Here is a 24,660-nt window from a genome sequence, read left to right as displayed (position 1 = left end):
GCCTAAAATAATTAGCAAAAGGTGTCTACATACAAAAGTTCAAAATGAATTTTAAAATTTCTAAGGTTTTATTTTGATACTACCATACTTTCTTTTAAAACCACTAATAGATGTTCAACATAATTTAACATTTAAGCTTCAAAATAATATTTTATTTTGTTATATTTTTGTCTCAAATAAAAAAATGACTTTCATGATATAAATTGTCACATTTCGACTTTTTGTTAATTAATATGATATCCTTTTCATATTTACCATAAATTACTTTCAGATAATTTTAAATTTTACTTCACTTTTTATTAAATCCGTGTTAGAATAAGTTCACAAATACTTCATAAATGCATTTATATTCTTTATTTGGGACAAACTCCCCAATTATAATTCACGTTTCATAATATGTGTAAAAATGCAATTTTTTCAAAATTATAATAATTAGGAGGAACTTTATGAAAAACTTAATGAATGCATGGAATCGACTGAGTCTAGTAAAAAGAATTATTGTAGGTTTGGTTATTGGTATTATCTTAGCTGTAACTGCTCCAAGTGTAGCGAAACCTATTACTATTTTTGGTTCTTTATTTGTAGGTGCTTTAAAAGCCGTTGCCCCTGCTCTAGTATTATTCATAGTAACTGGTGCTATCTCCCAACACAAGTCTGGTCATGAAACGAATATGAAAACCGTTATTATACTTTATCTTTTAGGAACTTTTTTAGCAGGAGCTGCAGCTGTTGTAGCAAGCTTTATGTTCCCAGTTAATTTGACCCTTGCCGCTGGAGTTGAAAACGTTACTCCTCCTGGTGGTGTAGTAGATGTTCTTAAAGCCTTACTTTTAAATCTAGTTGATAATCCAATAAAAGCACTATTTAATGCTAACTATATTGGTATTCTTTCATGGGCTGTACTTTTAGGCTTTGCTTTAAAAAATGCTGCTGATTCAACAAAAACATTGGTTAATAATATTTCAGATGCCTTATCTCAAATAGTTATATGGGTTATAAACTTTGCACCACTTGGAATCATGGGCTTAGTAATTGATACCATTGTTACAAGTGGAATTGCATCCCTACTTAGCTACGGAAAGTTACTTGTACTTCTGCTTGGATGTATGATATTTGTAGCTCTAGTAGTAAATCCAATCATGGTATATGTATGTATTCGTCAAAATCCATATCCACTTGTGTTTAAATGCTTAAGAGAAAGTGGCATTACAGCTTTCTTTACACGTAGCTCAGCTGCAAACATTCCTGTAAACATGAGCTTATGTGAAGATTTAGGTTTAGATAAAGATACTTACTCAGTATCAATTCCACTAGGAGCTACTATCAACATGGCTGGTGCATCTATTACAATTTCTGTATTAACTCTTGCAGCCGTTAACACTTTAGGAATTGATGTAGATCTTGGAACAGCGATAATTCTTAGTGTACTATCTGCTGTAAGTGCCTGTGGTGCATCTGGAGTTGCTGGAGGTTCACTACTACTTATTCCTCTTGCATGTAGCTTGTTTGGAATCCCTGGAGATGTTGCAATGCAGGTAGTTGGTGTAGGCTTTATAGTAGGTGTTATTCAAGACTCAGCTGAAACTGCATTAAACTCATCTACCGATGCACTCTTTACAGCAGCTGCTGAGTTCTCAAAATGGAAAAAAGAAGGAAAAGAAATTAAAATCAAAAAAGCTGCATAATAAATAATTAAATAATTTTACAAAAAATAGCCTCATAAACTAATTAATATTCAAATAGATACTTGTTATAATACTAAATAAGTAAACAGTTTAACAGTCATTGCTTCCTAAAATAAACTATATATTTATCAAAACTTTAAAGCCCTTCTTAGGCATTCTAATCTATGCCAAGAAGGGCTTTAGTCATATTAAAACTTATATAAAACAATTTCTAATTCAACTTTAATAGGATTTTTCATATAAGCTTTTTATAAAACTTGTATTATTACTTATCTTACCAATTCATTCATTTCAATAGCAGTAAGCTTTAACTTTTCAGAACTGCTAGCAATTTCTTCACTGGCTTCAGCACTCTTACTAACAGAGTCTGCTACAATTTCAAATCCACTTAATGTATTTTCTGTAGTTTCAACTATGTTAGAATTAAATACAACAACGTTTCCTGTTTCCTCTAGTAAGTTATTCATTAGTTCGTTAACTTCTCTGATGTTTTCACCTGATAACTTTTGCTTATTTATCATGTTTATTACCTTTGAAACGGTTTCACTTAAAATTTTATTTCCAAATTCTATTTTTTCATTATTATCTTCCATCAGCGTTTCCACCTGTAGAGTTTTCTCTTTAAATTCCTTAACAATAATGTCTACATCATTTAAAGACTTCTTGCTATTCTCAGCAAGTTTTCTAACCTCTTCTGCTACTACTGAAAAGCCTCTTCCTGCCTCTCCCGCTCTTGCCGCTTCAATGCTAGCATTTAAGGCTAAAAGATTGGTTTGATCAGAAATACTACTTATCATAGTTAAAATTTCATCCATCTGCCTTGATTTTTCCTTCAGAATTTTAGTTGCTTCAGAAGTTGTTTTTATGCTTTTCATTGCTCCGTCCATAATTCCTAAAACATCATTTAAAGATTTTTCATTATAATTAGAAACCTCCATTAACTCTTCATATACAGTTTCAGTATCTTTTATCTTTAAAGATACTGTCTTATTTATGTCTAGTAAGGTTTCTAATATTTCTTTACTTTTATAGGATTTATTTAACATTTCGTTAGCGTCCGCACTAATCGATTGGCTTGTACTAGCAATTTCTTGCATAGAACTATTTTCTTCTTCAATAATAGTTGACAAAGTTTCACTGGAATTACGCATCACATCTGCAAACTCTGATATTTTTCCAAATAATATGGATATACTATTATTTTTTTCATTAAGACTCTTTTCATTGGCCTCAACTTCCTTGAGTAATCTAGCAGCAAATAAGGTGAAAATAAAAATTCCAAAAGAAACAAGGCTGATATCTACGATTCTAATAATTAACTCCCTCAGAAATACTTGTTTATCTGGAAGCACAAAAGGATTAAAGAAAAATACTGCTACCTGACATAATATGCTTGTGATTATAGACATTATATTCATCTTAACATCTAAAAATATAGCCCCAAGAATTATGAAATAAAAAACACTTATCCATAGCTCCTTTGAAGGAACTAATAGCGCAATATATAAATAATTAACATAGGAGATTACTAATATAACTTTCTTAAGTATACTTAAATTCTTTTCCCAATGCTCCTCATCTTTTGTGGTTTTTTTATACATAGTTCTAAAAATTACTAATTCAATTATAATTAAACCAATAAGTACACCAAGATGACTCCATTTCATTTCGCTATATAAGCCAAAATACTTCATCACTGAAAATAAGCCTCCTGCTAATAAAGCACTTATTGAGTATATAATTAATACAAATTTTAGCGTTCTTTTTTGATAATTTACAATAATACTTCCGGGATTCTCCATAATTACACTCCTTATTAAATTATTATGTTAGAAATCTTAACCTCTCTAAAATCCTCTTACCCATTCCTTACTACCATTTGTATAATAAAGCAGCCATAGTATACCCACCAGCTACTGAGCAAAAAATAGTAATATCATCTTTACTAAATTTCTCCTCTTTCAATTTATCATCCAGAGCCATAATCGGACTTGTACATCCAGTATAGCCATATTTGTTTCCAACAAATGTAGCTTGCTCAGGAGCTGATCCTAGCATATCAATAGTTAATTCTAAATCAGCTTTAGAAAATTGAGACATAAAATAATGAGCAACATCCTTTGAGGAATATCCATTTTCCTTTAACAATCCCGTTATTAACTCTGTCCACTTTTCAGATAAAAAGCCAAAATCAAAGGGGTTCCACTGCATTTTTTTATGATCTGGATTTATGTTTATATCTGCTATATTTGATAATCCACAGGCAGGGAATCTAATAGTTTCATTGTAGGTATCATCTGTATACATTCTAGACCCTAAAACTCCTCTTTCCTCAGCTTCTTCCCTTACCTCTAAAATTACTGCAGCTGCCCCATCTGAAATACATCCATATACCACCAAGTCATTTTCCTTTGCAAATGGACTTATATTCATAGCTCCAACTACTAAAATTCTTTTATACTTCTTATCAGTCTTTAAATATCTTGATGCAATATCTATACCTGTAATCATTCCTATGCAATCATTGTTAATATCAAATACATTTGTAACATTTATAGCTTGTAACTTGTTCTTTAATATTAAAGCACAGCAGGGAGTTAAATACTCTGGAGTATCTGACACTGATATAATTGCATCTATATCTTCTGGTTTTAAATTTCCGTTAACAAGTGCAGTCTTGCAAGCTTCAACAGCCATTGTTATGCTTGTCTCATTTTTCTCTGCTAAAGTTCTCTTTTCTCTACCAACCTTCTCCATTAATCCAATAGCATGTTCTTCTAAATTGTATTTTTTAAAGTGTTTCACATAATACTGATTATCTACTATTTTCTTAGGATGATAACTTCCCACCCCTTGTATGTATACATTTTTAAACATATAAATCGCCTCCAAATTTTACTCTTTACTTTTACTAAATAGTTCAACTTTTAATAAGCCTTAAAGAATACAATTTTTATACTAATCCAAATACAACTTCACCCCATTTGCTTTAAAATTTCCGATAGTATTTTTGTGGCGACTATAAATAAGCGCTCAAAAAAATACCGAAGAAGACTTCTATAAAAATAGTTATACGTCTCCCGTGGTATTATGTAAGTACTTTAATTAAGTAAATACTTCGGCAACCTGGCAATCATAGGATTATTTCTCCCTTAGACCCATAGCTTTGCGTCCCCGCTTTTCAACGAGTTTGCCATTTCGACATTTAATTTTATGATACACCATATTATAGCATAATTTGTAAGAATATTAAAGTTTTTCAACAAAATTACCTAATAATACAACTAATTTATCTCAATGAAATGTTATTTATCGTAGTGTTCTTTAGAAAACATTAATAAAATCTTCCCAATAATTAAGTAAGTATATAAGCTAACTCTCTACTATTCATTACTTACTCCTATAAAATTTTCCAATATCCTATTGACATATAATCTTTCTCATGTAATAATTATTATTAATTAGTAATCGTTATATGAATTTATAAATAGTAAGTAACACATAATAATCTGGGAAAATAAATGATTTTTCATTCAAAATTACTATTTCAATTTGTAAATTAAATTTTAGGAGGAATTAATTATGTCATTAATCGGAACTCAAGTAAAAGAATTTAAAGCATCAGCTTTTCAAAATGGTAACTTCATAGATGTTACTGAAGAAGATTTCAAAGGACACTGGAGTGTAGTTTGCTTCTATCCAGCAGATTTTACCTTCGTTTGCCCAACAGAATTAGAGGATTTACAAGATAATTACGAAACTTTAAAAAAACTTGGAGTAGAAGTTTACTCTGTTTCGACTGATACTCACTTTACACATAAGGCATGGCATGATAGCTCAGAAACTATAAAGAAAATCCAATACATTATGATTGGCGACCCATCACATACTTTATCTCGTAACTTTGATGTTCTAATTGAAGCAGACGGTCTTGCTGATCGTGGAACTTTCATCATTGACCCTGATGGAGTTATTCAAGCAGTAGAAATTAACGCAGGCGGTATTGGCCGTGATGCAAGCACTGTAGTTAATAAAATTAAAGCAGCACAATATGTTAGAAATAATCCAGGTGAAGTTTGCCCAGCTAAGTGGAAAGAAGGAGCTGCAACTCTTAAACCACATTTAGACCTTGTAGGAAAAATTTAAGGAGTTTAATCCTATGATGCTTGATGCAGATATAAAAGCTCAATTATCACAATACCTTGAATTAATGGAAAACAATGTGCTGATCAAAATAAATGCAGACTCTGATGATATATCTAAAGACATGGTGGCCCTAGTTAGGGAGCTAGCCGAAATGTCCTCTAAAATCACAGTAGAAAAAGCAGTGCTTGAAAGAACTCCAAGCTTTAGCATAAACCGCCCTAATGAGGATACTGGAATAACCTTCGCTGGAATTCCTTTAGGCCATGAATTTACTTCACTAGTGTTGGCCTTACTACAAACCAGTGGAAGACCTCCAAAGGTTCATGAAAAAGTAATTAATCAAATCATAAACCTTAGTGGAAAATACAATTTTGAAACTTATATTAGTCTTAGCTGCCACAACTGCCCTGAAGTGGTGCAAAGTCTAAACTTAATGAGTATTCTTAATCCAAATATTACCCATACCATGATAGATGGGGCTGCTTTCAAAAATGAAGTTGAAAGTAAAAATATCTTGGCGGTGCCTTCAGTATATTTAAATGGAGAATTCTTCAGCAGTGGACGTATGACTATTGAAGAAATTCTAGGAAAATTAGGCACTGATGAAGATGTATCAGAACTATCTAATAAAGAGCCTTATGATGTATTAATCATTGGCGGTGGTCCTGCTGGTGCAAGTGCTGCTATCTACTCAGCTCGTAAGGGTATTCGTACAGGTTTAGTTGCTGAACGCTTTGGTGGTCAGGTTATGGATACTTTAGGCATAGAAAACTTTATTAGTATGAAATATACAGAAGGTCCAAAGCTTGTAGCAAGCCTTGAAGAACACGTTAACCAATACAACGTGGATGTAATGAAATTACAACGTGCAAAGCGCCTTACAAAGAAGGATTATATTGAAGTTGAACTAGAAAGCGGTGCTATCCTCAAAGGAAAAACAGTGATAATTTCAACTGGTGCTCGCTGGCGTAAGGTCGGTGTACCTGGTGAAGAGGAGTTTATAACTAAAGGTGTAGCCTACTGTCCTCACTGTGATGGTCCATTATTTGCTGGAAAGGATGTAGCAGTTATTGGTGGTGGTAATTCTGGTATAGAAGCTGCTATTGACCTTGCTGGTATTGTAAGACATGTAACAGTACTTGAATTCATGCCAGAATTAAAGGCTGATGCTGTACTTCAAAAACGCCTTTACAGCTTACCTAATGTAACTGTTATAAAAAATGCTCAAATAAAAGAAATCACAGGTACTGATAAAGTTAACGGTATTTCTTATATCAACCGTGATAATGGTGAAATTCATCATATTGAACTTCAAGGAGTATTTGTTCAAATTGGTCTTGTGCCAAACACAGATTGGTTAGGAGAAGAAGTTAATCGTAGTCGATTTGGAGAAATAATTGTAGATAAGTATGGTGCTACAAGTGTACCTGGAGTATTTGCTGCTGGTGATTGTACTGACAGTGCTTACAAACAAATTATCATCTCCATGGGTTCAGGCGCAACTGCAGCTTTAGGAGCTTTTGATTACTTAATCCGTAGTTAACCATAAAATCAATAGATTTCGCTCAAAACTTTTAAAAGTTCCCAGGCTCTTCTTTAGAGAGTTTGGGAACTTTTCCATTGAAAAAACTTTTGTTTTTCATTATGTAATCAAATAATTAGATTATTATATTGTATAATTTCTAAACTAACCCGCAACCCATTATCTGTGTTTAAGTAAAACTATTATGATTATATATTTTTAATTATATAGAAATCAACTATTTTTCACAATGAATATGATATGTATCATAAGGTTCCTCCAGCACATATCCGAATTTTTGTGCAAGGGCAACTGAAACAGGATTTGCAGCATCCCAACTAGGATATTTTCCGTTTTCAACACAATCTAATATCAAGGCAGCAGCAGCTACAGTTGCTAAGCCTTTTCTTCTATGGTTTGGATGTGTATCAATTTCAATCTCGATACCATCATCATAAACACTATAGGATGAGGCCCCACAAACAATTTTCCCCTTATGCAAAATACAATATCCTATACCTTTATTAATATAATCCTCTATGGAATCAAACTGACTTGTAAAATCCTCTGAAACCTCCTGCAAGGATGGATCATATGATAGAACCTTATCTATTTTCCTTAATTCATATCCTATTGGTAGCTTCCCTAAAAAAGATTGTATATGATTACAATCTAGATATTCAGGACTCTTCTTGAAGGCATAACGCTGAAATTTATCTACGTACCCTTTATAAACAGTTTCTATACGATTTTTCCATTCATCCTTCTCAACAATCACTAGATTATCCTTAGGTAAATTTTTAAGTAACTCCTCTGTACCCTTTGCATATGGATCTCCAGCATAAAACACAAAAACACCTACTATTATTTGTGCCGCAGTAGGATTTCTAGGATCATTAACCCAAGCTGTTCCCATGTACCCTTGAAGATATGATAAAATCATAGTGTCACTCATATCTTTAAATATAAAATTCAACTGTTCCCTTATTTTAATATCTGCTTTATAAATCATAAAATCACTTCTTTCTTATCATATAATCTACATCTTCTCTCTTTTAACATTTTACATAAATCACAATGCCGACATCATAATAATTATTCCCCTAATCACCAGTTTATCATATCAGACCACCACTCACCTTTCCGTTTCATGACATCTTTATGATTTGAATTAGCTCCATGTATATATACAATCTGGAGTTGCTATAATTGGAGCAATACGAACAATTTTAGAATGTATCAAGGACTTACCTCATTATAGTAAGTCCTCTTTTTATATCTATATAAGACATCTTCAAAAATAAATACCCAGTATCCTCGTCTATTTTATAGAACGCATATATAACTTTGTGTAAAAGATAATATTGAAGTTTATTTTTAATCCGCGCTATAAATTTATTATTTTATTGCAATGTATACATCCATATAATCTACACCATTTATTATATATACTTTCTCAAAACATGAAATAATATCTTTATCATTTTTACCTTGAAGTCCATTTATTTGCATATATGACATCAATGTCTTATATGCGTTAGGAATTATGCTAAAAGGTGCTTTAAAGGGCTCCTTAATGGTAATTGCTACATACTTTTGTTTTTTCTGCGTAATCACTTCTGCATTGTTATCGCCTAGCTTAATGCCTGATGGTAAAATACATGCAGCTGCATAACCATGCATATGAAATACATTCACTTGCTCCTGAGATGCAAAAGGGAAATCCCACCCTATAATTTCAGGCCTCTCTATTCCCAAGTTGGTTGCCCAGCTCTTTACATGATTTACAGCATCATCTTCAGGCTCCATACTGATTACAGCATATCTGATGTATTGAAACTCCCCAACATCTTCAATTCTAATATGAGAGTATGCCTCACCACATACATTCATATCTTCCCTTATCAACTGATCCATAGAGCATGAAAATAACTGACAAAGTTCTAGGATTTTGTCCATTTCAGGATAAGTTGCATCCAACTCCCATTTAGAAATGGTTTGCCTACTTACGCCCACTTTTTCAGCCAATTCCTCTTGAGTCATACCATTGTGCATTTTTCTTAAAAATTGCAGATTTTTGCCAAACATAATACATATCCTCCTTTAAGGCATCTTCAAAAATAAATAAGTAAGTATACTCGTCTATTTTGTGTTGTACTGCGTCAACAGAACCCGTAGATAGCTTTGCTATCTGCTGAATCTGATTCCTTGTCGGCACAAGCTTTCTTGTAAACTCAAAATATCCTTTACATCTTTGACTTATTATTTGTTTTCGGCTGCCTAAGCTTGATACCTTAATTGTATATTTTAATAACGCCTCTTTCTATCAAGCATAAAGTTCTTTTTCAGTTACTCCTGCAACTTAAAGTTGCACACCTTAATTCCTCTATTAAGTTCCTATTAAACCCTGATTTAAAGCCTTTTTATTTTTTTCTATAAGGCATCTTCAAAATAGTCTTCACTTTAAATGCAATTTTCCTAAAAAACAACCCTTATATGTAGCCTTCTTTTTCATTGAACTTCTACCGAACTACTCTTGGAAATACTAATGAAATTTCAAAGCCATCTGTATAATCTTCCGTGACTTCTAGGGTGATTTTCAAGTTTTCTGCTACTTGCCCTGCTAGGTATAAACCCATACCTGTGGAATTCTTTCTCTGCTCTCCAAGCTCCCCTGTAAATCCCTTTTCAAAAATAAGGGGTAAGTCATAGGCTTTAACACCAATTCCATTGTCCCTTATGATAAGGCTTATACTTTTCTTATTCTCCTGTGAGGAAATAAATATATGAGGACAAATTTCATTAGGTTTCTTATATTTTATAGCATTGCTAATTACTTGTCTTATTATAAACTGAATACCCTTTTTATCTGAAACAACATTAAAATCTTCAAGTTCCACTATTACCTTTATTCCCTGCTCTTGTAATAAAATTTCATATTCCTCTAGTACCTCATAGCAAAGGGTTTTTAAAGATAGTTCTCTAAAAAAATAATCATTACGAGCAGCTTTAAGCCTTGCATAATATAGCATCCTTTCTATATCCTCTTGCATCTTTGTTCTTGCATACTCTAACCTATTGTATATTACAGGTGATATTTCTTCTCTTCGATTATCTAGTACAAAGGTCATAAGTCCTAAGGGAGTTTTTATCTCATGGGCCCAAGCTTCTATATACTCTTTATACTCATCAATATTCCTATTTTGACTTTTTATAGTGGCTTGATTTTCTCGTATTATATTCCCTATTTTTTCAATTACCTTTTTTTCGTTCTCACTGAATAAGCCTATAATTTCCTTCTCTTTACTTATAATTGGCTCCTCTAAAAAACTTAGAATTGCTTCCTGTTTTTCTAAGTCCCTTTTATAAATAATAAGAGCTATAATAAAATACAAAAGTAGAGAACCAAGGACCATAGTGGGAAAAAGATATCTAAATTCCTTGCCATCAACTAGCCATAGTAGAAAGCCAAAGATAATATTTAATATGATAATAACAATGATCCATAGCCTATATTTTTTTAATATTTCTGTTAAAGTTTTAATCATTGCACTTATCTCCAATAAACTCTAAAAAGTAACCCTTCCCCCTAATGGTAACTATGTTATAATCTGTATCAAGGTGCTTCATAGTTTTCTTTAGCCGAGTCATATTAACATGAAGAGCATTTTCATCTACATACTCTTTAGTCCCCCAAAGCTTCTCAAAAATCATATCCTTTGTAACTATATCCTGATAATGTATAAGTAAAAGCTCCATAATTTTCCCTTGATTTTCAGGTAAAATCATAGTTTTTCCCTTAACATTAATCATATGTGTTTGTACATCTAGCCTAATGCCCCCTATTTCTAAAAAGTTATTCCTATCTTCCCTGCGACGAAGCAAATTTGATATCCTTGCTAGCAGTCGCTTTTTATGACAGGGTTTATTTATATATTCATCAGCACCAATTTCTAGTGCGTGAAGTTCATCTCTTAGCTGTTCTCTTCCTGTTAGCACAAGAATTGGAACTGTGCTTTTGTGCCTAATTTCCTTACAAATTTCAAATCCCGAAACCCCTGACAAATTTAGGTCTAGTAAGACTAGGTCTGGTGAAGCAGTAAAGATTTGCTCTGTTGCCTTTAAAAAGCTAGTTATGCAATAAGTCTCATAGCCTTCCTTTTCTAATATATAAACGAGCTCTTCTCTCATAAATTGCTCATCTTCAACAATAACTATCTTCTTCACCATAAATCTTCTAACTATCCTCTCTTTTTATATCTGTAAGCTTTAAAATACTTTTATCACTGATTTTCTTTACAGCAACCATATAAGAAAATTCTACCATAGAAAGTAATATAATAACAGGAATTGAAATAAGCATTAACTTATTAACTTGACCTTTCATGGCTGTGGTCATAACACCTGTAAATAATGACCTTACTCCAAATATACTACTTATGGTAGCCACAACTAGTGATAGTGAAAAATACCAAGTAATTTGGCTTCTTGCTGATTTACAAAGCATTTCATAGGTTGCACCAATATATATTAGTGATTGATAATGCTTTCTTGCCTTTTGCTGCTGCATCAAAAACTGTACTCCCATAACTGTATTTGCTATTATAAGAAAAATAATAGCAAGATAAATTGTTGTATAACTTGCTGCTACTCTATAAAATAGCTCTCTCCCCATGTTTTGAAGATAGCTTTCATAATGTAAATCAGTAGTATTTAGTTTTTCATTAACCTTACTAATAGCCTGCATTAACCCCTCAGCCTTAACAAAGGTCTCTTTTAAAGTAGCATTCCAATAAGTAGTAACATTATTTTTATCAGTAAATTTATTAAACACCTTTTCTGGAACGATTAATCCATAGCTAATAGTTATTAGCCTATCTGTTACTATGCTATCCTTATAATACTTGTCTACTAATTCATAGCTTTCATTTCCTATCTTTAAAGAAGGCTTATCTTTTAAAGCTTTTTCAAGTATATCCATAAAATTTGAATTACAAAACTCTGGATCATTATAAAGAGCCACTTCATTGTCCTTTAGTACCAGTGGTTCCTTTCCTGCTAGCTGTAAAAGCTTGTTGTAGCCATCTATAGAAATTAAATATGGCCTAGTAACATACTGAAGATTATTTAGTAAAATCTCCTTGTTTTCTCCATCCGCTTGTTTTTCTACAGCCTTTATTAGCCCATCTATAGAAAAACTTTTTGTGCTCTCATTTTCAAAATAAATTCCTACCTTCATAGGCGATAATTCATCAATATACTCCTGTAAATTAAGGCTTTTTAGCTCAGACTTTAACACCTGTTCCTCTACATTAAAGGTATAATCAATAACACGGGGTTCCTTTGAATTAGATATAAAGCCTACAGATAAGCCATATCCAAAGCAACAAAGTGCTATTAAGATTAAAAGAGAAGAAATTGCTAAAGTATTTGGCTTTGAAAAAACAAACTCTTGAAGCTGCCTAAAGGTGAACATTACCAATCCATTTCTATTCTTCTTCTTTGTAAGAATCATTTCAAATAAAATTCCAACGCCATGAAATATAAGAAAAGTACCACAAAGCCCTAAAATCACTGTAATACCCATAAAGGTTGTATGCTCCCAAGCATTTCCTATAATAGCCCTAGCATAAGCAACTGCAAGTAATATAAAACCCAAAAATAATTGAATGCTTATAACTGTCTTGTTTAATTTTCTATGTTTTTCTACCTGTGAATCTGAAAGTAGCTCTGTAACGTCTTTTTTAAAAAACTTACCACTTAAAATACCAAGTGCTATAAGTCTAATTATAAAATATCCAATAATAGTTCCTATAATTGCTGAAAGGGAAAAGGAAAATTCATGTCCAATAACTCCAATTCCTATTACTTTAGCTGTAACTAAACTAATTATCTCAGATAAAAAAATTGCTACTGGAATACCAATTGCTAGTGATATGATGCTGTTCCATAATTCCTCAGCAACGAGCATTAAAAATAGCTTGCTACGCTTCATTCCTAGCATTAAATACATACCTAACTCACGGCCTCTTCTGTCCAGTTGATATTTTCCTGCAAAATATACAAGAAAAAATAAAATAAATAGAGAAAAGCCATATAAAACTGGAATTAATAAAAATAACTTATCTACAGCCTGACTTTCTATAGTTTTTAAAAATATTATAGCATCCTGCTTTTCAAGAGCTAAAATAATATAAAAAGATATAATTGACACAATTAAAGAAGCGAAAAACAATCCATTTTCTTTACGGGTTCGCTTACTATTTTTCATTACTAAATCATAGAACATTAGCGCTACCACCTCCTAGCTGTGCCATAACTAGAAGTATTCTTTCATAAAAGGCTTGTCTAGATTCTTCTGGTAGCTTCCGTCTTAGCTCATGAAAAAGCTTTCCATCCTGTATAAATAAAATTCTTGTACAGAAGCTGGCAGCATTAGCATCATGAGTAACCATTAAAATGGTAGTGCTTTGCTTTTCATTCAAATCAGCTAACTTTTGCATTAAAGCCTTTGCATTTTTAGAATCTAAAGCCCCTGTAGGTTCATCTGCAAGAACAATCTCTGGGTTTAAAATAAGAGCTCTTGCAGCTGCCACACGTTGCTTTTGTCCCCCTGACATTTCATTTGGAAATTTATCTAAAACATCACTAATTTCCATATAATCTGCTAAGTTCTCTAGTACAGCTTTACTCTTGTTTTCTAATTTATTATGAATTGCCACAGGAAGTAAAATATTTTCTCTTGCAGTTAAATTTTCAAGCAGCTCAAAGTTTTGAAATAAATAACCTATTCTACTGCCTCTATAATCTGCTAATTTATTCCCCTTAAAGCCTTCAATATTTTCACCTTTTAATAAAATTTTTCCCTCTGTACCATGAGTAGTGGTTGCAATGCAATTAAGTAAAGTTGTTTTCCCTGAACCACTACTTCCCATAATTCCGATAAACTCTCCATTTATAACCTGAAAATTTATACCATCCAAAGCCTTTGTAACGGAGGCAGTTTTTCCATAATATTTTTTTAAATCCTTAACCTCTAATATTTTATCACTCATTTTTATCTCCTCTCACCTTTGACTTTATAACTAAATAATAAACCTTTCTAAAATTAACACCCTTTTCAAAGTTTTAAATCTGCCCTCTTCTATAAGTGTTAGTTTCCCACTTATGCAAGTTTACCCCTTGATTATTTATGATCATCACACTCTTATATAAGTGCCAGCTCAATCCACTAAGAAAATGGATTTTATTGCAGTTTAGGTCAACATAGAAAGTAACTCCTGAAAATGAATCTATTCATTATTTAAATAAATTAATTTATTCATATAGCTTATATTCCTATTATACAAAGGATCCATTGGATAAAACACTTACACTTAGTGAAAGGTTTCTTTTGATTCTTCTTATACTTTTTATTTCAAAAGTAAATGCTATAATTTCACTTGAAATTATAGCATTTACATAATTTTTATTTATTTTTATTTCTAGTATACTTGTTAAGAATATAAACAACTTTAAAATCAGTCACTTGCTTTGTCTTTTACATAAACTATCTTTTTAATAGTATTTTCAGAAAGATAGTATTTATTAGCTAGTTCACTTATTGTAGCTCCATTTATATATTCTTTTCTTATACTATCATTTCTCATAGAAAGATTACGTCTATATCCAGAATTATCTCCCCATTTTTTTCTTGTTCCTTCAGCTTTAGGTATATATAGATACTCACCTTCTATATACTTTTGAACCTCATCCATCAAGGCTTTTGGCAAGATTTCCTTTGCATTTTTGTATTTCACCTAAATCTCCTACTTCTCTCTAAAATAGCTTTCAAAATCATCTATCGATTTAAAATCGAGTAATCTAATGTGGTTTTTGGTAATTAATGAAATTAATTCTTTTTCAAACTTATCAATTGCCACAAGGATTTGTTTATCATCTTTCTGAGAAACTAGTTCCAATAAATCTACTTTAAATATATTGTTAAAGTGTTTTGAGTATTCTACATAAGCATTTCTATCATCATACCATATACCCTCTTCAACTTTAGCAATAAACTCACTAACTTCTTCTTGAATATATGAGAAGAGTTCAAATAATTTGTAGTAGTCCTGTTTACTAACAGCATTTTTGCATTTATTAATGCTTTTTTTCAATTCCTCGTAATAGCCAGTGAAAAGTGTTTCAAACAACTCAACCTGTTTTTTCTCTTTTTTCATACTGAGTAGTAACTCTCTAGTATTTTCAACAAGACCTAAGGATTTCACGTGAATTTCTTCACTAGAAGTAGCAAAAATTATATGATTTACTAGTGCTTCATAATCCTTAGGTAATCTTCCAAGACTTAAAGAATCCTTTAAAACAGAACCATTTCCATTTTTATAATACTGACTGTTTGCAAAGCCTAAGGCATTTGCGATTTTTTTAAGGAGTTTTCCTGCTTCTAGCCTTACACTGCTTATACTATCTCTATACTTATACATATTATAAAGATATATATAACTCTCATTAAAGTACTCATAAGCTTTATTTAACAATGCTTCATCATACTGACCACTCAATACAACTTTAAGACTGTCTTTTAAATTTTCAAATCTACTAAGAGCATCTTCATCTGAACAATAAACTACTTCTGTATCTAAAAGTAAATATCCTTGTGGGCTATCCATTGCAGCATTTGCAACTAATCTTTCCCAACTTATAGGAAATAGATCATAACTTACACCTTCTACAATAAATTGAGTTGAAAGTTTTTTCCCTCTTTCATCTTTAGGAATGAAGTAAAACCCTGTTCCTAAGTTCCCATCTTCAGCTTCCCTTTTGTTTCCATATACTACAAGTAATAAGATATCCTCTTTATATTCATTCATGATTTTATTTTTAACTATTTCTAATACCCTTTTATCTCTTTTCATTTTTTTACCTCCAAATTACTTTTAAATTTTAAAAATTAATGGATCCATCGATTTCTTAATTTAATTATATCTGCATCCTAAAATTAAATATATAGACAGTTCTTTTCTGGGTAATTCTGTACATATCTTAATAATAAAGCTTTAAGTCTAAATTATATGAAAAATATAATAAGCACTGATTTTAATTCCATGCTTAAATATTTCCCCTATATTTAACAATGTTTTGTAGCCTTTAGGTCTACCATTTCTAAACCTAATATTTCTCTAATAAACTATTTCGAACTCTGAACAATCATTAGCTCCTGGAGGTAGCTTCTTCCATAAGGGTTTCTTATTATCATTAGGCAGAACTGCATAATAATCTTCTCTATTGGTTAAGCAATTCAAATCAAAAGTATACCAATGATTTGCTCTAGGGGAACCAAAACATACTTCCATGTTTATATCAGTGACATCATATATAACTGACCAAAGTGTGCCAAGCCCACCAGTATAATAATGACAGCATGTTCCAAAAGGCATTAAATCTGTTAAGACCCCCTTTAAAACCCCCTTGCTAACCCTAGAAATAGCTTCGTTTATACCTAATTCCATTGCAGTATATCTAGCTACTGAATCCCAATACCTGGAGTTATCATGGTATAACATTTCATCTGAAATAAAATGATTAGTAGCACAAAGATACTTTTTTGAGTTCTTATTATTTATTTTGTGAATTCTCTTATCACAGCCTGCCACCTCAATTAATGCAGCCTGTGAATTTCTATCCGCAACAATAAAATTTGTTCTATGGCTTCTTCAACATTCTTACAATTATCCAATACTGATCTAATTACTGCCCAAAAATCTACACCTATGGAATCTGATGTTATACCTGGAGCTGCATTAGACATACTGATAAATAATCCATGTTCATTAATACCATCATCACGACCAAAGATTAATTCTGAAAATCCTATATGACTAGCCTTACCTTTCACTTTTGTTGTCGTAAGACATAAATCTGATTCCTCAGGACGGTAATCATAATTTCGAGCAGCATAAACATGTCCATTTGTTGTTATTCCAGGAAGCACTACCATTTGACTACAACCTCCTTTACTTTTATAAGTGTTAATATAATAAATTATTTGTTCTACACTAACCCCTAAAGTGTCTGCCACTCCCCTAATTTCATCATTAATCCCAGAGCAGTATCTATCAAAATACTCTATTGCTTTCTCTATATGAATTCTTACAGCTTTGCCCTTTTCATGGAAATTAGTTGCAATGTTCCTAAATGAATCTGCCTTTGCTATAATAAGCTGCCCTAGAATTCTCCCTACTTCATAGGATGTTCCTTCAACTGTAATATGTTTATATAATACGGTCTGCTGGTTTATATTATTATCCATAGCTTTCACCCCTCATAATTCTGATTATGCTTTCCCTGCACTGGTTACTGTGTTTTAAATTATATAACTGCACAAATAGGACATCAAATTCAGTAAAGTTCAGTGGTTTAACTCTAGTTCAGAAAACACTAGGAATTACTTTCTATTTCTTTCTGTATTATTGGATATATTTACAAGTTGTGATTTTTGCAGTATACTATGGTTAATATTTTAGGAATTTCTAGAAATTTTAGCATAAACTTTAAATAAAAAATGAGGTATAGCTGGTTAGCTGTACCTCATTTTTTATAGATTAGCTGGATTTAACATAATATATACTATTATTCACCCACGCTGAAAATTCCTTTTAATCACACACATAGATAGAATTAATACATTTCTATCATTAGAAAGGTCCATGTTATACTTTACAGTAATGGTGATAACGAAGACCTTCTCTAATTTACATATCTATATATCATTTTTCCTTATAATTCTTCCAGCCGCAATACGATTATACATACCATTTACAAGTTGTATCTTTCCATTTATTACAACATACTCTATTCCCTCTGGATATTCTGCAGGTTTGTCATAAGTTGCTTTATCAGCAATCTTTTCATAATCAAATATTACTATATCTGCATACATTTTTTCACCAATTACACCTCTATCCTTAATTTCAATGAATTCTGCAGGAAGAGAGGTCATTTTTCTTATTCCTTCCTCAAGGGAGACTATCTTGGAATCTCTTATGTACTTTCCTATAAATGTAGGAAAAGTACCAAATGCTCTTGGATGCCCTGTATAGCCCTCTGTAATAAAGGCCCCACCATCTGCTCCTATACTAGCAAAGTTATATGCTAAGACATATTGAACATCTTCTTCACTCATACATATTACATTTACCTGTATAACTCCTTCATTTTTAATTAATAATTCACAAACTGTATCAAGTGGTGTCTCACCAATGATTTCTGATATTTCCTTTATATTTTTACCTATATATTTTTTATACTTGTCATCTCTAACATCACAAATATATATTAAACTCCACAATTCATCCTGATCCTTGGGCAATTCCTTTCTTAATTTTTCTCTAATACTTCTATTCTTAAGTTTTTCAATTAATTTTTCCGTTCCCCCTTCATGAATCCATGAAGGCAATTCTGAGCTTAAAGGATTCGATGCCGCTATATAAGGATACACATCACATATAATACTAAGTCCATTCTCTCTTGCTTTATTCATAATTTCTATTGCTTCAACAACCTTCCCCCAATTATCCTTATCTGAGGCTTTTAAATGAGAGATATTTACCTTTATTCCTGATTCTTCCCCAATCTGTATAGACTCTTGAATTGCATCAAGAAAATGAGTACTTTGACTCCTTAAATGAGTTGTATACACACCTTTATATTCTGCAACAACCTTGCAAAGTTCAATTAATTCCTGTGTATCTGCAAAAACTCCCGGAGGATAAGGCAATCCAGTTGAAATGCCAAAGACTCCACTTTTCATTGCATCTTCAACTAGAGTCTTCATCACGTCAAGTTCCTTATCTGTAGGCTTTCTATTTTCATATCCCATTACATTCATTCTTATAGTTCCATGACCTACTAATGGCACTATATTATGTGATATTCCGACCTCATTAACAAGGTCAAAAAACTCCCTTGGTGTTGACCATTTGAGTAAATCACTACTAATATTTTGACTTAAAAAATAATCATAAATTTCATGGGCCTTATGGTCTATAACTGGAAAGGGGGAATCCCCACATTGACCTACAACCTCTGTTGTTACCCCCTGCCTTATCACATTCTCAGTTTTCAAGGTTGAAAATATGCGCCAATCAGAATGGCTATGTATATCTATAAAACCTGGTGCTACAATTAACCCTTTAGCATCAATTGTTTCTTTAGCTATTTCACGCTTCATTTGAAAATAATATTAGCATCACCATGCTAAGTTAGAAATTACTATATGAAACTATCAAATTTGTAATAAAGTTCTATAAGCTAGAACTCTTGTTAAGGCTACCCTTTAAAATCTCAATTCTATTATTAGTCTCATAACCCAAGTATTGACATGTTATTTATTACCTGTTAATATATGTATATAAACTAAGAAAGCGAGGTAGACAATATGACAATTAATGTTAAGTTAAAACTGATAATTTCAGATTTTCTTTGTCTGCCTATAGACTTTCAAGGTGATTTTTTATAATTATATCTAAAAGTCTAAAAAATATAGGGTAGGTTCATGTATAGGTTAAGTCTTAACTTTATTTTCCTAAGGCTTCCCCGTTGAAATATATTTTTCATCACCAGAAGCCTTAATGAACCCAAAGTATAAGTATTGTATAAGTAAGTGTTGACTTTGATTTACTATATACAAGAACTTTCTAACCTTTAGATGCCCTATTATTTAGGTAACTTCTCGCAGACTAAGCACTTCTGATTTTATCAGAGGTGTTTTATTTTTTCTTAATATAAGGCATCTTCAAAAAATAAATAAGTCAGTTTGTTTGTCTATTTTAAGTTATACTGCGTCAACAGAACCCTTAGATAGCGCTACTATCTGTGGAACCTGTTTCCTTGCCTGCACAAGCTTGCTTGTGAACTCAAAATATCCTTCACNNTTTATTTTCAGATGCCTAATTGTCATTTATTTTTGGATTCGAAAACAATTTATATTATTGAAAGAGGTGTTACCTATAGATCGTTTAAAGAAAATATTATTAGAAATTGATGATTGCAATGTATCTTATTATCGTAAAATTTACGAGGATAACTCTCATATTATGTCTCGTAAACTAGGCTGTACTCCACAGGCTAGTAGTTTTAAAAGAAAATTAGCTTTGCAATCACTTGTTAAAGGACCTTATTATTATCATAAGGATATAGAGTTTAAATTTGATGTTACTCATAAGCTTTTACTTGAAAAACCAACTATAACAATTAAAATTCCTATATCTCATTTGAATCTTAAAGATATAAATTCTTATTCAGAAGTTCAAAAATTAGCTATTGAAGACTATTGTCTTAGAAAACTTGGTTACTATATTAACTTGAAGAATGATGAATACTATAACCGTACCAAGGAAGCAAAAATTACTGGTATGCTTTATATTTATAACCCAGGCCAGGAGGTACTAAAGCGTAATTGCTCCTTTTTAACCTCCCCTTGGAGGGATAGTTCTCAAAACCTTTCAAGTTTGGAATCCTCAGAAAAAGCTAAGCCTTTTGTGGAGGTTGAAGCTCCTTATAATGAAGTTGAAGAAAATGATCTTATTGACTTTTCAATAGATGATGAGTATTTATGTATAATGATTCAAGCTTTACTACCTATATATAAAGATAAAGAAAAGAAGTTAACCATCAATGGCAAGAAGGCTGCAAAGATGATGACTAGGGACTTACCCCTAATACTTGATGAATTTGTAGATAACTTTGATGATGTTACCTTAAATAACTGTCTCAAAGTAGCTTCAATCCAAGAGGAAATCCGTAAATTCTTAAGTGATAACTCTTACTGCTCTTTTGTAGCTAATGGAAGTATTTTGCCTCGTTTCAAGGGAACGGAGCTTCCACAAGAAAATTCCTTACCATTTAAGAGTCCAGTAGAAGATGAAGTTAAAATTCTCCTTAGAGATGGCAGCTATATTGCTGGAATGGCAGTGAAAAAAGGAGTAACTATTATTACTGGTGGTGGATACTCAGGAAAAAGCACCTTGTTGGATGCCATCTCTGTTGGAGTGTATAATCATATTCCTGGAGATGGACGTGAATTTGTAATAACTGATGAAACTGCTATAACTATATCAGCTGAGGATGGCAGGTCAATTCAAAACTTAGACTTATCTCCTTTCATAAAATCCTTGTCTGTGGTAAATGTAAAATCCTTCTCTACAGACCGTGCAAGTGGGAGTACCTCACAAGCTGCTAACATTATTGAAGCTATTAATTATGGTTCAAAGCTATTTTTGATTGATGAAGATAGAAGTGCTACAAACTTTATGATAAAGGATTCTAGAATGAAAAAACTTATAAAAAAAGAGCCTATAACTCCATTTACTGATAGGATACGCGAAATGTTCTATTCAACTGGAACCTCAACCATACTTGTTATTGGTGGAAGCAGTGAATATCTTGAAATAGCTGATAATGTAATCCTTATGGAAGATTTTACTGCTTACAATATAACAAAGGAAACAAAGTTAATGTGTTTAAACTTTAGTGAGCTTGCTGTTGAAGAATCCTTAGAAACTGTAAACTGGTACCATCAGCGTAAAATAAAGAGTAAGGGCTTTACACCCTATCCTAATGACCAAGGTACTGAAAAGTTTAATGTCATAGAAAAAGAGTCCATTGCTTTAGGTGATGAAAAACTTGATTTGCGTATGCTACCTGGAATAATCTCACATGCACAGCTAAATGCATTGGCTTATTTACTAAGATTTATAGAACTTAAGTCAACCACCACAGAAAATGTTGATATTGAAGAAGCTATTTTAGAAGCATACAAGGAAGTTGAAGCCAATGGATTAGACTCAATTTATCCAAATGTCTTCTTAACTCAACGATGGCTTGAACTTCCTAGAAAAATAGAATTAGCCGCTGCTATAAATCGTATGAGAACTGTGGAGTTTTTATAATAAATCTTCCGAAGCAGCTCTTCAAAATGAACCTACTTACTATTTAATATGTAATCTAAATAAAAATAAAAGAACGTAAAAAGACTTTTCGTAATAAAAATACGGTATAGCCACCTAGCTATACCGTATTTTTTATAATTTAGTTGGGTATAACATAATATATAATTCAATTTATACCCTTTCAAGCTAGTTGTATCAAGACCTTATAAGAAGTCTAGCTTACTTATGACATGGTTCTCCATAGTCATTCTAAATGACGTTTTCTCACTTCATTTGTAGCTAACTTTTCCATGCATCACTTTTATTGGGTAGGTTACTTAAATTTATACTGTTTAAAAAAGGAAGTGGCTATTTTGTTTAAGAAAAACAAAGAAATCCTAATTACTCTAGCTTCAGCTATGGTAATTACTGCTATATCTACACTGAAAACAAGTTTTGCTATGTCTCCTAAGGTAAATACTGATTATTTTATCTTAGATCCATATAAATATGTAGACTGGAATAGCTATGGTCAATATAAGGCAGGTTTCCATGCTCATACTACTGAAAGTGATGGAAGCAACACCCCAAAGGAAATGATTGAAGATCATTATGCAAAAGGTTTTGATATTTTAGCAATTACAGACCATAACTTTACAACCACCACTTGGGATAGAACTGACAGACCAGAAAATAAAACCTATTTAACCTCAGAGCGTTTAAAAGAAATTGATGCCGGTATAGGTAGAAATGGCAGAGGTATGTTAGCTGTTAAATATTCTAACGAACAATCAATAGCAAATCATCTTAATACTTTCTTTGCAGACTATAACAATAAATCTGGAGATACTTTAGAAGATATTATAACTCGTACAGAAGAATTGGGGGGAATTTCCCACATCGATCATCCAGGCGGCTATACTGGCGGAAGTAGCGATATAGTTAAAGGAGAAGCTCTTTCAAAAGATCCAACTGTATATGGAAAATATATTGAATTATTTAAGAAATATAAAACACTTGTAGGTATGGAAATTATTAATGAAAAAGACGTAGATTCCTTAAGTGATAGAATCCTTTGGGATAGTATTCTTTCAGAAACAATGGATGTGAGAAATCCTGTATGGGGTTTTTCAAATGATGATACTCATAGTGTTGATAAAATCGGCTTCAGTTATAATATGATGTTAATGCCAAAAAACAATGTAGATAACCTTCGCAATGCTATGAAAAACGGAACCTTCTATGCAGTTGCAAAAATAGCCAAAAGAGAGTTAGGACCTAATTTTAAAGCTGAAGGCCCTACTCCAGTAATTCGTAATATCAAAATAGATCAAGAGGAAAACTCCATTACTATTAAAGGTTCTCATTATAATACTGTTCAATGGATTGCTGATGGGAAAATAATTGCAACAGGTAATACTATTGATTTAAATGATTTTGAAGATAAATTTGATTCCTATGTACGTGCACAACTTATAGGAAATGGCGGAATTAGCTTTACCCAACCCTTTGGAGTAAATAAATATACTATAAATAACCTTCAAGCTTCTATAGAAGAAACTCATTTGAGCAAAGATCTCAAGAAGAGTCTTTTAACAAAGCTTAATGATGCGGAGAAATCAATGCGAAAAGACAAGGATAATTATGTAGATATATTAAATGGATTTTCAAAGGAGGTAAAAACTTTAGTAGGATCAAATTTGACGGAGGAAGAAGTGCATAAAATCATAGAAGCAGTAGATGAGATTATTTTAAATTTAAAACCTCAAAATTAAATAATTCCTTATACGCCAATGTTTACATATATTTGGCGTATTTTTTTGCATTTCATTCAATTACTTATTAATCTTCTTAGTATGTTTACCTTATTTTCAATTAGTATCTGTTTTTTATTATAAATTGTCTCATACATAAAAATGCTTTTCTTTATTACTGTTGTCCCTCTTGCAACCATAACATAGATTTTATAGTTATACTTAACGAATGGATATTAACATAAACCTCTTATAATCACCCCACTTTATACAAAATACGACATTTATAGTAAAGATTTCAGAATAACTTACGATATAATATATAGTTTATATAAAGGAGATGAATTTATTTTGGGAGATTTTGAAAACGTTTTTAAAAAGAGAAAAAAAATGCAAATTCTTGTTACAATTGTAGCAGCATTAGCGGTAATGGTATCGTATTTTACTAACCTTCAAACAATAGCATTAGTAATAGTTATAGGACTTGTAGTATTTACAAGATTCAACTGGAGATGTCCAAAATGCAATAAATACTTGGGAAGATCAGGCAATCCTACCCATTGTAGTAACTGTGGAGAAAAATTACAATAATTGCAAATACATAATTTGGAGTGTTCTAAGAATAT

General features: G+C 31.8%; 20 protein-coding genes and 1 riboswitch. Of the genes, 6 read left to right on the top strand and 14 right to left on the bottom strand.

Annotated elements, in window-relative coordinates; genetic code table 11:
- The first annotated feature begins 446 nt into the window (after window positions 1-446).
- A complete protein-coding gene (gene sstT, locus B3040_RS17780; RefSeq protein ID WP_291576279.1) occupies window positions 447-1,685 on the top strand; it encodes a serine/threonine transporter SstT in 1,239 nt (412 codons plus the stop codon).
- Between the two features lie 269 nt (window positions 1,686-1,954).
- Here sstT and B3040_RS17775 read toward each other — a convergent pair whose 3' ends face one another.
- Complete coding sequence (locus B3040_RS17775; protein ID WP_291576277.1) at window positions 1,955-3,487, bottom strand: methyl-accepting chemotaxis protein; 1,533 nt, start codon at window positions 3,485-3,487, stop codon at window positions 1,955-1,957.
- A 70-nt stretch (window positions 3,488-3,557) separates the two neighbouring features.
- A complete protein-coding gene (locus B3040_RS17770; protein ID WP_291576274.1) occupies window positions 3,558-4,562 on the bottom strand; it encodes a ketoacyl-ACP synthase III in 1,005 nt (334 codons plus the stop codon).
- Between the two features lie 240 nt (window positions 4,563-4,802).
- Window positions 4,803-4,890: riboswitch (cyclic di-GMP riboswitch) on the bottom strand.
- A gap of 377 nt (window positions 4,891-5,267) precedes the next feature.
- On the opposite strand from B3040_RS17770, the gene ahpC reads away from it, so the two are divergent.
- Both ahpC and ahpF read left to right on the top strand, forming a co-directional pair.
- Window positions 5,268-5,831: an alkyl hydroperoxide reductase subunit C gene (gene ahpC / locus B3040_RS17765; RefSeq protein ID WP_291576271.1), complete on the top strand. Its 564-nt coding sequence runs from the start codon at window positions 5,268-5,270 to the stop codon at window positions 5,829-5,831.
- Window positions 5,832-5,847: 16 nt separating this feature from the next.
- Window positions 5,848-7,374: an alkyl hydroperoxide reductase subunit F gene (gene ahpF / locus B3040_RS17760; protein WP_414632550.1), complete on the top strand. Its 1,527-nt coding sequence runs from the start codon at window positions 5,848-5,850 to the stop codon at window positions 7,372-7,374.
- A gap of 217 nt (window positions 7,375-7,591) precedes the next feature.
- Here ahpF and B3040_RS17755 read toward each other — a convergent pair whose 3' ends face one another.
- The 12 genes from B3040_RS17755 to B3040_RS17700 all read right to left on the bottom strand — a co-directional run bounded on the left by B3040_RS17755 (window position 7,592) and on the right by B3040_RS17700 (window position 19,582).
- Complete coding sequence (locus B3040_RS17755; protein WP_291576267.1) at window positions 7,592-8,365, bottom strand: GNAT family N-acetyltransferase; 774 nt, start codon at window positions 8,363-8,365, stop codon at window positions 7,592-7,594.
- A 386-nt stretch (window positions 8,366-8,751) separates the two neighbouring features.
- Window positions 8,752-9,441: a helix-turn-helix transcriptional regulator gene (locus B3040_RS17750; RefSeq protein WP_291576264.1), complete on the bottom strand. Its 690-nt coding sequence runs from the start codon at window positions 9,439-9,441 to the stop codon at window positions 8,752-8,754.
- Window positions 9,374-9,571 carry a hypothetical protein gene (locus B3040_RS17745; RefSeq protein ID WP_291576262.1) on the bottom strand — a complete coding sequence of 66 codons (198 nt, stop codon included), beginning with the start codon at window positions 9,569-9,571 and terminating at the stop codon, window positions 9,374-9,376. Before B3040_RS17745 ends, B3040_RS17750 begins: the two co-directional genes overlap by 68 nt.
- A 304-nt stretch (window positions 9,572-9,875) precedes the next feature.
- Window positions 9,876-10,901 (bottom strand): sensor histidine kinase, encoded by a 1,026-nt coding sequence (locus B3040_RS17740; protein ID WP_291576260.1) that lies wholly within the window; start codon window positions 10,899-10,901, stop codon window positions 9,876-9,878.
- On the bottom strand, window positions 10,894-11,583 hold the full coding sequence (locus B3040_RS17735) for a response regulator transcription factor (protein WP_349679185.1): 690 nt from the start codon (window positions 11,581-11,583) through the stop codon (window positions 10,894-10,896). Before B3040_RS17735 ends, B3040_RS17740 begins: the two co-directional genes overlap by 8 nt.
- A 7-nt stretch (window positions 11,584-11,590) precedes the next feature.
- Complete coding sequence (locus B3040_RS17730; RefSeq protein ID WP_291576258.1) at window positions 11,591-13,624, bottom strand: ABC transporter permease; 2,034 nt, start codon at window positions 13,622-13,624, stop codon at window positions 11,591-11,593.
- A 7-nt stretch (window positions 13,625-13,631) separates the two neighbouring features.
- Window positions 13,632-14,408 (bottom strand): ABC transporter ATP-binding protein, encoded by a 777-nt coding sequence (locus B3040_RS17725; RefSeq protein WP_291576256.1) that lies wholly within the window; start codon window positions 14,406-14,408, stop codon window positions 13,632-13,634.
- 465 nt (window positions 14,409-14,873) lie between these two features.
- Window positions 14,874-15,152 (bottom strand): CD3324 family protein, encoded by a 279-nt coding sequence (locus B3040_RS17720; protein WP_291576253.1) that lies wholly within the window; start codon window positions 15,150-15,152, stop codon window positions 14,874-14,876.
- Between the two features lie 9 nt (window positions 15,153-15,161).
- Window positions 15,162-16,268: a hypothetical protein gene (locus B3040_RS17715; protein ID WP_291576251.1), complete on the bottom strand. Its 1,107-nt coding sequence runs from the start codon at window positions 16,266-16,268 to the stop codon at window positions 15,162-15,164.
- A gap of 264 nt (window positions 16,269-16,532) precedes the next feature.
- Window positions 16,533-17,006 (bottom strand): carcinine hydrolase/isopenicillin-N N-acyltransferase family protein, encoded by a 474-nt coding sequence (locus tag B3040_RS17710; RefSeq protein WP_291576249.1) that lies wholly within the window; start codon window positions 17,004-17,006, stop codon window positions 16,533-16,535.
- A 5-nt stretch (window positions 17,007-17,011) separates the two neighbouring features.
- Complete coding sequence (locus tag B3040_RS17705) at window positions 17,012-17,662, bottom strand: C45 family autoproteolytic acyltransferase/hydolase (protein WP_291576247.1); 651 nt, start codon at window positions 17,660-17,662, stop codon at window positions 17,012-17,014.
- Between the two features lie 450 nt (window positions 17,663-18,112).
- Window positions 18,113-19,582 (bottom strand): N-acyl-D-amino-acid deacylase family protein, encoded by a 1,470-nt coding sequence (locus B3040_RS17700; RefSeq protein WP_291576244.1) that lies wholly within the window; start codon window positions 19,580-19,582, stop codon window positions 18,113-18,115.
- 865 nt (window positions 19,583-20,447) lie between these two features.
- Here B3040_RS17700 and B3040_RS17695 point away from each other — a divergent pair.
- From B3040_RS17695 to B3040_RS17685, 3 genes are all read left to right on the top strand, one after another.
- Window positions 20,448-22,301: a P-loop domain-containing protein gene (locus B3040_RS17695; RefSeq protein WP_291576242.1), complete on the top strand. Its 1,854-nt coding sequence runs from the start codon at window positions 20,448-20,450 to the stop codon at window positions 22,299-22,301.
- Between the two features lie 353 nt (window positions 22,302-22,654).
- The gene (locus tag B3040_RS17690; RefSeq protein WP_291576240.1) at window positions 22,655-24,055 is read left to right on the top strand and encodes a hypothetical protein; all 1,401 of its coding nucleotides are present in this window, start codon (window positions 22,655-22,657) and stop codon (window positions 24,053-24,055) included.
- Between the two features lie 330 nt (window positions 24,056-24,385).
- Entirely contained in the window at window positions 24,386-24,625 is a 240-nt protein-coding gene (locus B3040_RS17685) for a hypothetical protein (protein ID WP_291576237.1), read from the top strand.
- The last annotated feature ends 35 nt before the right edge of the window (window positions 24,626-24,660 follow it).

Origin of the sequence: Clostridium sp. UBA4548, assembly GCF_002387895.1 — a bacterium.
Lineage (GTDB): Bacteria > Bacillota > Clostridia > Clostridiales > Clostridiaceae > Clostridium_J.
This window is presented reverse-complemented; position numbering and strand designations above follow the sequence as displayed.